This window comes from Pedobacter sp. ASV28 (assembly GCF_016428855.1).
Lineage (GTDB): Bacteria > Bacteroidota > Bacteroidia > Sphingobacteriales > Sphingobacteriaceae > Pedobacter.
In genome coordinates this window covers 1-13,678 of sequence record NZ_JAELTN010000012.1, presented here as the reverse complement: position 1 = coordinate 13,678, position 13,678 = coordinate 1, and the positions used below count along the sequence as shown (strand labels likewise).

At 37.6% G+C, this 13,678-nt stretch carries 12 protein-coding genes; 1 reads left to right on the top strand and 11 read right to left on the bottom strand.

The window, feature by feature from the left end; all coding sequences use genetic code 11:
- Positions 1-203 precede the first annotated feature (203 nt).
- Positions 204-938 (top strand): M15 family metallopeptidase, encoded by a 735-nt coding sequence (locus JHD79_RS06060; protein ID WP_199118319.1) that lies wholly within the window; start codon positions 204-206, stop codon positions 936-938.
- Between the two features lie 184 nt (positions 939-1,122).
- Here JHD79_RS06060 and JHD79_RS06055 read toward each other — a convergent pair whose 3' ends face one another.
- The 11 genes from JHD79_RS06055 to JHD79_RS06005 form a co-directional block, all read right to left on the bottom strand.
- A complete protein-coding gene (locus tag JHD79_RS06055; RefSeq protein ID WP_199118318.1) occupies positions 1,123-3,183 on the bottom strand; it encodes a sulfatase-like hydrolase/transferase in 2,061 nt (686 codons plus the stop codon).
- Between the two features lie 190 nt (positions 3,184-3,373).
- A complete protein-coding gene (locus tag JHD79_RS06050; RefSeq protein WP_199118317.1) occupies positions 3,374-4,018 on the bottom strand; it encodes a response regulator transcription factor in 645 nt (214 codons plus the stop codon).
- A 280-nt stretch (positions 4,019-4,298) separates the two neighbouring features.
- Positions 4,299-6,134 carry a glutamine--fructose-6-phosphate transaminase (isomerizing) gene (glmS, locus tag JHD79_RS06045; RefSeq protein WP_199118316.1) on the bottom strand — a complete coding sequence of 612 codons (1,836 nt, stop codon included), beginning with the start codon at positions 6,132-6,134 and terminating at the stop codon, positions 4,299-4,301.
- 122 nt (positions 6,135-6,256) lie between these two features.
- Positions 6,257-6,631 carry a hypothetical protein gene (locus JHD79_RS06040; RefSeq protein WP_199118315.1) on the bottom strand — a complete coding sequence of 125 codons (375 nt, stop codon included), beginning with the start codon at positions 6,629-6,631 and terminating at the stop codon, positions 6,257-6,259.
- Between the two features lie 201 nt (positions 6,632-6,832).
- Positions 6,833-7,582 (bottom strand): helix-turn-helix domain-containing protein, encoded by a 750-nt coding sequence (locus JHD79_RS06035; RefSeq protein WP_199118314.1) that lies wholly within the window; start codon positions 7,580-7,582, stop codon positions 6,833-6,835.
- Between the two features lie 55 nt (positions 7,583-7,637).
- Positions 7,638-9,557, bottom strand: coding sequence for a nucleoside-diphosphate sugar epimerase/dehydratase (locus JHD79_RS06030; protein ID WP_233164590.1), 1,920 nt, complete (start codon positions 9,555-9,557; stop codon positions 7,638-7,640).
- Positions 9,558-9,561: 4 nt separating this feature from the next.
- The gene (locus JHD79_RS06025; protein WP_199118313.1) at positions 9,562-10,722 is read right to left on the bottom strand and encodes a DegT/DnrJ/EryC1/StrS family aminotransferase; all 1,161 of its coding nucleotides are present in this window, start codon (positions 10,720-10,722) and stop codon (positions 9,562-9,564) included.
- Positions 10,723-10,771: 49 nt separating this feature from the next.
- Positions 10,772-11,806, bottom strand: coding sequence for a GNAT family N-acetyltransferase (locus JHD79_RS06020; protein WP_199118312.1), 1,035 nt, complete (start codon positions 11,804-11,806; stop codon positions 10,772-10,774).
- Positions 11,807-11,809: 3 nt separating this feature from the next.
- Entirely contained in the window at positions 11,810-12,583 is a 774-nt protein-coding gene (locus JHD79_RS06015) for a GNAT family N-acetyltransferase (protein WP_199118311.1), read from the bottom strand.
- Positions 12,573-13,199 (bottom strand): sugar transferase, encoded by a 627-nt coding sequence (locus JHD79_RS06010; protein WP_199118310.1) that lies wholly within the window; start codon positions 13,197-13,199, stop codon positions 12,573-12,575. The genes JHD79_RS06015 and JHD79_RS06010 overlap by 11 nt, the downstream gene beginning before the upstream one ends.
- Positions 13,200-13,242: 43 nt before the next feature.
- A partial coding sequence (locus JHD79_RS06005; protein WP_199118309.1) for a glycosyltransferase occupies positions 13,243-13,678 on the bottom strand: 436 nt, incomplete at its 5' end.

Genomic DNA, 13,678 nt, shown 5'->3' with positions numbered 1-13,678 from the left:
CCCCATCTTTCCTTTCCGATATTTTTCCAACCAGGTATTTTTACCTATACCACTAAGCGAAAACACCTGATTGACATTACAGGCAAAACCACGCTATCTTAATTGGATCTTTTTTCGTCATTTAGCTCTTGCTGACGTCATGCATGCGACCTATTTCATGACAAGGCCCAACTACAAGATTTTAACAACAAAAGTAAAACGAGATGAACTATACCAGCAAAATAAAAACATTACAACGCAAAGCGGGATTAACAGTTGACGGAGTTGCTGGGGTAAAAACATGGGTTGGTATCTATAGTCTTGTATTCGCTTCCCAGCCTCACCAAACCAGCGTTAAGGCTATTATTAAGGCCATACAACAAAAGCTGAATATCAGACCTACAGGCCAAGCGGGCTTTAAAACATGGGATGGTTTACATCAATTATTAATAGCAGAGGATAAAAAATCTATTGGAAGGACGATGTTCATCGATTCATATAATGAAGAAGTGCTCGATCTTATGCCTTTGGAATTGATTCCTTTCGCCAAAGAGTTGATCAATATTTGTTCAGAAAATGGTATTTATATCAGACTGACCAACAGGTCTACAGTAGTCCATGTACATCAAAATGAGGTCAACAGCACCATAGTAAGACAAGATTTTGAACAAGGTGATATCAATTTAAATTACCACAACTTCGGCCTTGCATTTGGCGTAGGCATCTACGAAAGCAATGCACTTGGAGAATTAAAATATCGTGATCACCCTATATTATATGATAAAGTGGCCAAATTAGGCGAATCTATTGGGCTGACTTGGGGCGGCAACAAAATGTTTACCCGCTTACGTTATTTTGAACTTAGACCTGCATGGGCGGTAAGAATGAGGGAAAATGATATGATCAATGAGTTGTACAGAAGAAAAGAAGCCAACATTAATTTACTAGCCATACTTTAAACCATAGCCATACCTTACTAAAATCATAGCTCTCCATGATTGCCCTTATTGTCTCGAATCAATGGGTCATCAAAAGCCTTCAACTAACCTTGAAGGCTTTATTTTTTAACCTGAAATCGATTAACAACACTTAAAGACCGAAATACTTTATACCAATGGCGCAATCAAACCTCTAGGCTTTCCATTAATAATACCAAAGGCGAGGATCAATAACTTGTTTCTTTAGATCTGCAGCTGACCACATCAGCTCAAACTGATCGGATGGGTGGTCTAACTTTATGGTTAATTTCACCTGATGGTATCCTTTTTTTAGCTTTATGCTATGATAGAGTTCTGTATTTTTAACATAGTTATAATCTGCGTCAATTACTGCGGCTTCGTGTATTCTAAAAAAAGCTTTACCTGAAGTTTTCAGGAAAAAAGTATAGCTAGCTGCTTGATCTATTTTAAGATAGCCTTTAAATTCATAGACATTTGCATTCATCTGATTGGCAACCAAATTCATATTTTCGACCTTTTGACTGGCCAACTCTTTCAAATCTGTTGTATTTGGCACCCAGCTCGCCAGATCTCTATAAGTTTTCAACTCTAAACCGCTTTTCAATTTAGCTACTTTATTCCCAGGAACAAAATCTTCGTCATATGGTCTGGGTGCACTCTTATTTACCATCCTAACTTGCATGGCCTTTTCTTTAAGTTGTTCTTGCAAGGCTATATTTTTCTTAGAAGAAGCCATCTTTTTTGCCTGCCCCTGGTCATTAACAATATCATAAAGTTCAAAATCTTCCTGTCCCGATTTGATATCATATCTTATCCCAACCGTATTACCAACTCTTAACATTTGCATCTGATTTCTTGTCCTATTTCTATTGTTCAATGCAAATTCAGGATAGTTTGGTGTTTTACCATTTTGCTCGTATTCAACATAAATAAGGCTTTCTCTTTGTTTATTTTTCTTTAGTAGAGATGGCAGTAAAGACACGCCATCTGCTACGCTGGGTGCAGACAGTCCAGCCGCATGTGTAAAAGTTGGCATCCAATCATAGGAAATATTGGGATGGCCGACTATTGAATTTGGAGCAATGTGCTTTGCCCACTGTACAATGGTTGGTGTTCTTAAACCTCCTTCCAGCACATCTCTCTTTATGCCATTAAATGGGCCAAAGCTTTCGAAAAAATTAGCGGCAAATGGTACATGAGGCTTAGGTAGATAGGCCTCGTTGGAAGGACCGTTATCTGAAGTAAACACTACTATGGTCTGTTCATCAATTTTAAGGTCTGACAACAGTTTCAATAGATCCCCTACCTGTGCATCTATCCTTTTAGTGGAGGTTGCATAACGTTTATAGGTATCTGGCCAAGGTATTTGAGGGGTCAATGGATTTTGGTCATGATCGTAAGTAGCACTGGCGTAGTCTGGGTCCATCCATGAATCTGGTAAGCCCTTTGCCGTATTGATCATCTGTCCTGATTTGCCCAGCCATTGTATACCACCATTCAAACCACCTCCATCAGGATAAGCCTGAGTAGGCAATTCTAAAACCGCATGTGGGGTGTCGTAAGACAAGTATATAAAAAATGGCTGGTCATTATTTTTTTGCCGATGTTCTACAATCCAACGTTTAGCTACGGCTGTCCATAAATCTCCAGTATAGCATTTATCCAGATGGCCGGCTAACTCTGTCCTATTTTCATACACCTCTTTTTTGCCCCGATAAATTCCTTCTTTGGGGTAATGCTCATGACCGTCTTCATGACGCATGTAGCCATAAAAATAATCGAAGCCCCTATTTAATGGATGTGCTATCCAGTTTTCTGGCTTTCCTTCTCCCTGTAAGCCCCACTTACCAATAACAGCTGTTTTGTAGCCCGCCTTTTGCAACACATTTCCCAAGGTATAATTATCTGCCAATGCCTTATCAAACTGATTATCCCTAATATTGGCGTGACCTTGACTTTGTCCCAATAGCAAGGAAGCTCTTGAAGGTGCACAAACTGGCGCTGCTGCATAGCTATTGAGCAACATGGCCCCATTTGCTGCCATTTGATTAAGGTTCGGCGTAAGCTGGAAAGGCTTTGAAAGCTTTGCCCTATAGTTTTGAAAGAATATACCTACATCACCATAGCCCAAATCATCTGTTAGAATAAAGATAATATTAGGTTTTCTTTTGGGCTGCTGTGCGTAAATAGAACTACAAATCGATAAAAGCAGTAGTACATTAAGAATTTTATTTTTGAATTTCATAGGTGATCTAAGTTATAAAAAAAGCTATAAAATGCAATCAACCCTTCTAAAGTTTAGGAAAAAACCGAACAAAAAAGGCCCCAACTCTCGTCGGGGCCCAAACAAACAAAAAATAGACAGCTTATAAATAGATGGTGAAGATTAGGTTATCCTATTGGTAAGTTTTTTTTAAAAAAAACTCTAAATGGACTTATACCACCAAACCGTTCATACAGGCAAACCTAATGAGGGCTGCAGTATTGGCTACTCCAGCCTTTTTGATCAGTAATGCACGTTGGCCTTCTATGCTACGTTTACTCAAAAAGAACTTTTCTGCAATTACCTGATTGCTATCACCATCAGCCAGGGCCTGTAGTAAGCGAATTTCCTCTTCCGTATACAACCCTGGCTTAACAGCTACATTATCGCCAAGTTTACCCGGAAGCCGATTGATCAATTCGAGTGACAACTGACTTGATAGATATACACCTCCCCTGGCCACATGCCTAATTGCAAAAAGCAGTTCATCTAAACAGATATTGCTCAATAAATAACCAGATGCACCCGCTAAAAATGCCTGACGGATATTTTCATCATTGGTTTTCATGGTTAAAAGTAAAACGGGTAGCGCTGGCCTATATTTTTTGGCGTCCCTGAGCCACTGCAGCTCGCCCTTATCCCCATTATGCCAACCAGAAAGGACCAGATCAAGCGCAACACCTGTCAGCAGTTGATCTAACAACTCTTGTCCAATTGAGGTTTCCAATACTATTTTGATGGTACTTTGTCCAGCTAACAATAGTTTCAATCTTTCACGAACGATAAGTTGCGATTCTGCAATAAGGATTTTTAGCATTTGTTAAAAATTAATCTTCACAGCATAGGAGCAGATCATACCCTGCCCATATACTGAAGAAATTGAAAGCTTTTAGTTATCAAAGAGCAAGGAAAGGAGGAATTTGATAATCTGCCCATTATCGAAATGTTAAAAAAACTTATTTTGAGCGTTTATTTTAGCTTTTTATACGTATAAAACGATTTGAGGGAGTTTAATTGGCTACAACTAAACAAAAGGCCAGCATAATCGATGCTTTTTGCCCGTAGTCCAAAACTAGGATGACGATTATTTTTAACATCTACTCTACCGTAACCGACTTTGCCAAATTTCTAGGCTGGTCTACATTGCAACCTCGAAGCAATGCCACATGATAAGCCAATAACTGTAATGGAATGGTGGCCAATATAGGTAACAGGAACTCACCCGAATGTGGGATTTCGATAATTTCATCGGCCAGATTTTTAACTTCAGTGAAAGTATCGGAAACCACAGCAATGACCTTTCCTTTCCTAGCCTTTACCTCTTGAATATTATTGACAATCTTTTCTAGGTATGAGTGGTTAGTTGCGATAAATACAATAGGCATATCTTCATCAATGAGTGCAATGGGTCCATGTTTCATTTCTGCGGCAGGATAGCCTTCGGCATGAATATAAGAGATCTCTTTTAATTTTAACGCCCCTTCCAAGGCTACCGGAAAAGCACTTCCTCTTCCAAGAAAAATACAATCGCTCACATATTTAAATCTCTCTGCTATTTGTCTAACCTGAGAATCACATTTTAAACATTCATCAACATAATTGGGGAGTAGGCTCAATTCTCTAATATACTTGGCAAGCTCCTCTTTGGCCATTGTGCCTCTTAATTGTGCCAAATAAAGTGCAAACATTGTAAGTACTGTTACCTGTCCAGAAAATGCCTTTGTAGAAGCTACTCCTACCTCTGGCCCAACATGTGTATAAATTCCAGCATCCGTATGTCTAGCTACAGAAGAGCCGACAACATTACATATGCCAAAAATAATTCCCCCCATTTCTTTTGCCAAATCTATTGCGGCCAGTGTATCTGCTGTTTCTCCAGACTGAGAGATGGCGATGACCAAATCATTTTTTCTAATAATGGATTCTCTATACCTAAATTCGGATGCATATTCCACCTCTACAGGTATTCGTCCATATTTCTCGATCAGATATTCCCCTATTAATCCTGCATGCCATGAGGTACCACAGGATATGATGACTATTCGGTCTATAGTTTTCAGCATTTCGTCATAGGTAGCTATTCCCCCTAATGCAATGCGTCCCTGTTCAGGGTATAACCTTCCCCGCATACAATCATAGATTGACCTGGGCTGTTCGTAGATCTCTTTCAGCATAAAATGCTCGTAGCCTCCTTTTTCCAAAACTTCTATTTCCAACTCCAGTTCTTGGATATAAGGAAATTGAGGAATATTATTCAGGTTAAAAATATTTAACCCATCATAGGTAATACTGGCCACTTCATTATCTTTCAGATAAATCATATTCTTGGTATAAGCGATTAAAGGAGCGGCATCTGAAGCAATAAAATATTCTTGTTGACCAACACCTATAACCAAAGGACTACCTTTACGTGCTGCAATTAATCTGTTGGGGCTATCTTCATCAATGATCAATATAGCATAGGCACCCGTTACCTGAGAAAGTGCAATCCTTACCACTTCGGCCAGGTCAAAATTAGTTCTTCGCTGCACTTCTTCAATGAGATGGATCAAAACTTCTGTATCTGTTTCACTCACAAACCTGTGCCCCTTTAACATCAAGGATTCTTTTAAGGCCACATAGTTCTCTATAATACCGTTGTGTACGATAGCTAATTTTTTATTTGACGATAGATGTGGATGTGCATTTACGTCGCTAGGTACACCATGTGTAGCCCAACGGGTATGACCTATGCCTACTGTAGCAGTTAAGCAATGTGCCTTGCATGCCAATTCGAGAGCCTCTACCTTGCCTGATTTTTTGATCACGGTAAGTCCATGTTCCAAAACGGCTATACCTGCACTATCGTACCCCCGGTATTCCAACCTGCGCAACCCACTAATTAGGATAGGGAAAGCATCCCTACATCCTATGTAACCAATTATTCCACACATAGTTTTTAGATAAAAAAGATTAATAAAAGGCCTGTACCCCAAATATCAGCAGATAAATAGAGTAGTATGTGTCATCTTATTGAATGGCACATATATCGTAATAAGATATATCGATTAGAAAGCTATTCTATATAGGCTTGTTGATCTTCATCATCCTTGTGAAGGAGAAGATCATTATACCTTTCTAAAAGAGTAATGTATTTAGTCATCCAAAAATGAGCGGAATTTGTAGATTCTTCAGCACCTCTTTTACTATTATGGACGAGATTTTCCAGTATGGCAAAACCATTAGAATCAAATTCATCTGGAAAGTCTTGGGAAAAATCATATCCAATGATATATCCAATTTCGCAGATCAACTCTATCCTTAAAGAACTTTGTTGAAACCAATTATAAATCGAACGCCTGTTTACGTGCATTCGTCTTGAGATCTCACTAATGCTCACTGATTTTCTCCTTACAGCAAGCTCAATAATTGAACCGTGGTGTAAATTCATAATAACTTAAATTAGGATAGGTAGATAAAGTCAAACATTTTTAAGTGAATATCATAAAGATAAAAATGTTATCTTCATGATATTCACCTTTTCAAGCTCAATAAATACATCCATAAGCTCAACATATTACGGTAATAATGAGATACTTCTACCAAAAAAATCAGATCAAATTGCTGATCAGGAAACCAAATACAATAACTTTTATTGTTTATAATTTAGCTTGTAATCTTTGTAACATTTATAGAAATTAGAAGTATTGGAAAAGTTTAACATCCCTGCTAGTTCTTTTTTACTTGACAAATGATTTTGGATCTGCTCGTCGGCATATTGCATTTGTTGATGCCTATAATAGGCAAAAGGAGTAGTAGCAAACCATTTTTTGAAATCTCTTTTTAACTTTGCCGATGATACAAAATGCATGCTTGATAGTTCGGAAATACCTGGAAAAGGCCTAAAAATATGTTGTCGAATATATTCGGCCACCTTTTCCATCACCATATCCTTATCTAGCAATAGCTCCCAGCCCTTAAAATTGTCATCTTGATAGTTATTTTTATTGATCTGCACAATTTGGGCAGTAAAACCCTGTACTACGTTATTTAGCCAATGAGGTTTAAGTGTAACCAAACAAGGGGTCATTACTCCAATTGGTGATAGGTAATTTTGCTTGAAAGTAGAAGTAGCTCCTTTAAGCACTTCATTGATGAGTGAAATTCCTGCACTATTTGAGGAGCCTATCAGCTTTTTCAAGCTTAACTTGTCTATTTCTTCTGGGCTGCCCAAACCAAACCAATTGCGATAAGATTTATTGGCGAATTTACATATCTTATCTTTATCCCAATAAGATAATAGAATGGTGATATTATCAATGACGAAAAAAATATAAATGTTGTTCTCATTCTTTTTCTCGGGTAAATCTAAATCACCATCATCATGAGGCGTACTTAACATAATTTAATCAAATTAGAAGGTAATCAAATATAAATAAAACATGAGCATATTTTATTTATACAGCAATAGGTCGATCCAACTTTTCGAAAACAGAATTATTGCTTTTGTATTCGGGCATTATTTTTTTCATGAGGCTGACCATATCAAATTCATTCCCACTGCACTTTGCTTTCCATAATTTTTTCAGCAGTTCTTCAACCTCTATAAGGGCATAAGATCTTACTTGTGCAATCTTGATCTTGCCATGATGGGTTGGCATGGTTGTTTCTTCTTTGTTCAATAACTCTTCATATAATTTTTCTCCAGGACGTAACCCTGTATAGACAATGTCAATATCCTTTAACGGTATTAGGCCAGCAAGCTTGATCATATTTATTGCCAAGTCTACAATTTTTATGGCCTTGCCCATATCAAATACAAATATTTCTCCCCCATTACCCATAGATACCGCTTCTAGTACCAGTTCAACAGCTTCTGGAATGGTCATAAAATATCGGGTGATATCGGGATGTGTAACCGTTATTGGCCCACCCAAATCTATCTGCGCCCTAAAACGGGGAACAACCGATCCGTTAGACCCCAAAACATTCCCAAATCTTGTGGTAATAAAACGTGTGCCACATTTCTCCAAATCCTTTTTATCTAATTCTTGCAACGATTGGATGTAAATTTCTGCCAATCGTTTAGTTGCCCCCATCACATTTGTTGGATTTACGGCTTTATCGGTAGAAATCATGATAAATTTCTCCACTTCAAAATGTTTTGAAATTTCTGCCAAATTCTTGGTCCCAAATACATTGCCCATAATGGCTTCTGCAGGATTGCTCTCCATCAAAGGCACATGCTTATAGGCCGCAGCATGAAAAACGAGTTGAGGATGATATTGTTCGAACAATTGTCCCATACGTTGCTGATCCTGTACATTGGCCATAAAAACAATTGCCTTAGCCTGAGGATATTTGTCGAGCAGCTCCAGCTGAAATTCATGGAGTGGAGATTCTGCCTGATCACAAAGAATAATGAATTCTGGGTTATAGCCAATTAACTGCCTCACAATCTCTGACCCTATAGATCCCGCAGCTCCCGTAACCAAGACACGTTTACCCATAATTTCCTGTATGATATCCTTCTTCTTTAGCACAATTGGTTCTCGTTGCAAAAGATCGTTGATATTAAGGTCTTTGATCTGGTTCAAAGCAAGCTTACCTGAGACCCATTGATGTGGGGGAGGAAGTAAAGAAACCTTAATACCTTCGTTTATACATTCTTCCAATATGATTTTTTTAGCTGCATCATCAAAATCATCGTTACAGATCAATACTTTTTCCAAATTAAATTTGGCTTTTAAAAATTTTAGGGAAGAGGAATGATAGATTTTTTTCTGTTGGATATATTTCCCTACTTTATCGGTATTATTATTGATATAGCCCAGTATTTTATAATGATTATCCGTTTGCCCCTCTAGTGCCTGTTTTAATATGATGGCGGATTCGTTACAACTATAAATTAAGATAACTTCTGCGGTATGTTCAGTCACCGGATGCATATAACTGTACATTTTCTTCACATAGATCCTAAGTAAAATCAACATTGAACTGGATATGAAGAAATTGAGAATAACGGCCAGATTAAACCTATCCCAGGTTATTTTCAGATAAGGGACTACGATGACTTCTATAAGAATCCAATATGAAATGCCACTGATTAACGATGCCCAAAAAATACGATATACATCTTCAAGATTTGCATATCTAACAATTCCTGTATGTATCCTCATAGAAAGGAATACACAGGAGGCAACTACCAGATAGCTTAAAGAGTAGATAAAAAAGTACCCTCTCTGTACCTCTGAAAAATTAAATTGCATTACTACAAAAAGTGATAAGGCAAGAGATGAACAAACGATCATTTGATCAATTACAAATATGAGCCATTTAGAGCGTGCCCGTTTCTCCTTAAATATTTTTCTTATCATGATCTTATTTAAATGAAAAACTATACATATACTTTCCCGAAAAATATTTTTTAAACCCTTTTATCACTCTGTTCATGTCAAGATCACTCATGTTTGAACCTGATGGCAGGCAGATTCCATGGCTAAAAATATCTTCGCTTACCCCATCGCCATAATATGGATACTTTTGGAACAGTGGCTGTAAATGCATGGGTTTCCAGATGTGCCGAACTTCGATATTATCTTCTTCCAAAAACTTTCTGAAGCTTTCTACATCAAAAGATATAGATTTTTCAACGGTTAAAGCCGTAAGCCACCTATTTGAATAGTAGAGGCTGTCTGGCTCTTCCTGAAAGGTAATGCCTGGAATATGTGACAAGAGTTTTTTGTATTTTAAAAATATCCTACGTCGTTGGTAAACGCGTAAGGAGAGAATTTCCATTTGTCCCCTACCTATCCCCGCCGCAATATTGCTCATCCTATAATTATAACCAATTTCAGAATGCTGAAAATATGGAGCAGTATCTTTTGCCTGGCAGGCCAGAAAACGTGCCTTTGCTACCAGTTCTTTACTATTAGAGATCATGGCCCCGCCACCTGAAGTAGTAATAATTTTATTTCCATTAAACGAAAAAATACCTATTGTTCCTAATGTTCCCAGTTTTTTTCCATTAAACTGGGATCCCAATGCTTCTGCGGCATCTTCAATTATTGGAATATCATACTTTTTGGACAGGTTCATAATATCTTCCATTTCTGCGGGCATTCCATAAATATGCACCACTATAATGGCCTTTGGTTTAATTCCTGCCCTCAAACGCTCAATAATGGCTATTTCCAAAAAAACAGGCGACATATTCCAAGTGGTTATCTCGCTGTCTACAAAAATGGGTATGGCTCCTAAATATAAAATAGGATTAGCAGAAGCAGAAAAAGTGAGCGATTGACAAATTACCTCGTCACCGGCCTTTACCCCTAACAATATCAAGGCAAGGTGTATAGCAGCTGTACCTGAATTCAATGCTGCAACTGCAGTTTTTCCTCCAAGAAAAGTTGACAAGTCTTCTTCAAAACCATTTACATTGGGCCCCAAAGGGGCAATCCAATTTGTATCAAATGCATTTTTCACATAAAGCATCTCCTGTCCACTCATATGAGGAGAGGATAAATAAATTCTTTTATTCATAAACTTTATTTTTTAATTATATCCGAACAACAGAGGGTTATTTGTTGTATCATGAATTTTCCAAAGAGCGATAACTAGGAAAGAAGTCTTTTTGATAGTTTTTACCATTTGCTTGCTGGGCAAGTTGATCATAGGCCTTTCTATTACTGATATATCTCCAAGTTTGAAACTTAAAGGATTTATCAGAAAATCCAGATTTCCAGAAAAATAGTGAATCTTCCCTTCCGCCAACCCCACCTCCAAGGTGTAGATATTTCATTCCTAGACTTTTACCCATCACACTAGCCTCATGTATTAAAAGTTTGGTAGGGGAAAGATGCAGGTAATTGGTTTTTGTAGCCAAGAGGTGTACTTCTATGATATCATTTGTATAAACAAAAAATCCCGCGGCAATGGCCTCATTATTAAGACACAATATTAAGGGCTTTGAACAAAATTCTTCGGCCCCGATAAGATCGCGAAAATATTCTTCATCAAAATTATAATATTCATTTGCATTTAACCTGCGCATGTTTTCGGCATATATCATCGCAAATGTTTTTATATCATCATCTGATTTTACTTCCCTCACCTCTGGATTTTTGGCTATAAGTGCATTGATGGAATTCTTGACCGATTTTCGATAGTGCGATTTTTGGTCTTCGGCCGTTGCAAATAAATCTATGTATACCGTAGCTCCATTTTCATATAATCCTCCTATGTTTTCCAACAAACGGCTTTGTTCAATAATAGGGTGTAAGCGACTAAATACGCAAACAATTTTTTCTTGCTTTAGATAACGTAAAAAAGCCTGTTTAAAACGAACTAAAAATGCTTTGCCCATTTCGGGAATTGGTACATTAGCTATGGGTCCAACATACCCATAAGCTGAAGTAAGATCAAAAAAATCGCTATCTGCAATAGCACGCTTTACCAAGGGAATAATTACGCTATTATCTCCTTCTTCATATACGAATAAGAAGGCTTCTCCTACCTTTATTTTAGAGTGATATTGCCAGGAATGATAAAAATCATAAATAAGAGCCTTTTTCACATAGCTCATCCATTTATCCCTTTCTTGAATTGTAACAACGATGTAGCCCATAGTTTATTTATTTTTTATTTGATTTATAATTTCTGAGAATTTGATCGTATAGGTAATTGATCTATCCACCAGGGGTAAATCGATTTTATCTTTCGAGGTAATGCACACCTGCCTAACTTTTGTATGTTTTCGTAAAAACCTAAGTGCTTCATCCAGATCCTCAATTTCTTCTCTATTTATTTTTGCACGGTTACCATTAATTATGGTACCAATATGTCTCCGATCAGCCAGCAATTGTGTAAAACCATTATCATCAACTTCTATGCGATAGCTGTGGTCGAAGATTTCCTCTTTATGTTCACTTGGAGAAGTTATTCTTGAACTATACCAATTTAAACCTGGAACTGCTTTCATACCCATATGGTCATAAACCTTACGGGCATGGGTATTGCTGTAAAAAGCATCTAGCTCCAATTTTTTAAAATAGTCTGCACCAAACTCCATGTTAAGTATGCCCAAAACATTATAGAGCAAATAGGTACCTAAGCCTTTAAACTGAAATGCTGGTTTAATGATAATTTGGTTCAAAAAAATATTATTGTGATAACTGGTGAATAGGGCAAAACCTATGAGATCGCCATGGTCGATATTGATACCATAATATATCCAAAAGTTCTTTTCATCACGTGCGATACTTGCTAAATAGGTGGGGTAATTTTCATCTTGATAGATAAAGAATTTGGAAACCTTATTGGCGTAGATCCCCCTCAGCAATAATATAATCTCACTAAAGATTGCATCATTGTCATGATAAAACCTTCTTATTTCAATCTTCATTGTGCATAGGTTTTCTTTCCTCATTTAAATCGATCAATAGCATATGCTGCTCCACCACAACATCCTTTGCCTGAATAATGTGTATAATGGTTTTATAGATAATCAATAGGTCTAGCTTAAGTGAAACATGCTCTACATAGAACACATCGAGTGCTAAGCGTTGGTCCCAATTGGTTTTGTTTCTGCCATTTACCTGGGCCCAACCTGATAGGCCTGGCCGTATGTGATGCCTTTTTTTTTCTATAGGCCGATAATAGTCCAGATACTTGACCAATAATGGCCTCGGACCAATTAAGCTCATTTGTCCCATAATTACGTTAACAAGCTGTGGTAGTTCATCTAGCGAAGATTTTCGAAGCAACCTGCCCACTCTTGTTATTCTTAAATAGTCTTCAGCCAGATGCCCATACTTGTCCTTCAGGTCAGTCATGGTCTTAAACTTGAACAGAAGAAATAATTTCTCTTTTCTTCCAACCCTTTGCTGCGTATAAATGGGATTTCTCCAGGTGCTCAATAAAAGGATGAGCAAAATGAGCAGTGCCAGAGGCAAGAATATGATTAAAAGAACAGTGGCCAATGATATATCCATTAGCCGCTTGGCAAAGCGCAGGTACATAAGCTTGGGTTAAAAAGGTTAAATAGGGAAACTAAATAGTGCGTTACACCATAGTTTGTTTTGCAATTTGCAGGTGGTACTCCTTGAGTATCTCTTCGATCAGGGCATTGCTTTCAAAGCGACGCACAATCAACTGTCTGCTGACCGAAGCCATGGCTTTGCAGGTTTTGTGGTCAACAAATAAGGAATTCATAGCCTGTTGTAAGGCCTGCACATTTTTTATAGGAATAATAACTCCATTTATATTTTCTTCGATGATTTCATTGCATCCATTTATATCGCTTACAATGCAGGGCAGGTTCATTGCTCCTGCCTGCATCACTACATTTGGAAATCCTTCCCTATAACTTGGAAAAACAAAGACGTCACTAATGGCGAGAAAAGGTCTTACATCCTTTTGGAAATCTATCCATCTTATTCCCGGATGGGCGTTGATCAGCTTTATGATCTCCTTGTCCAAAGGATCCAGTTCCTGTCTC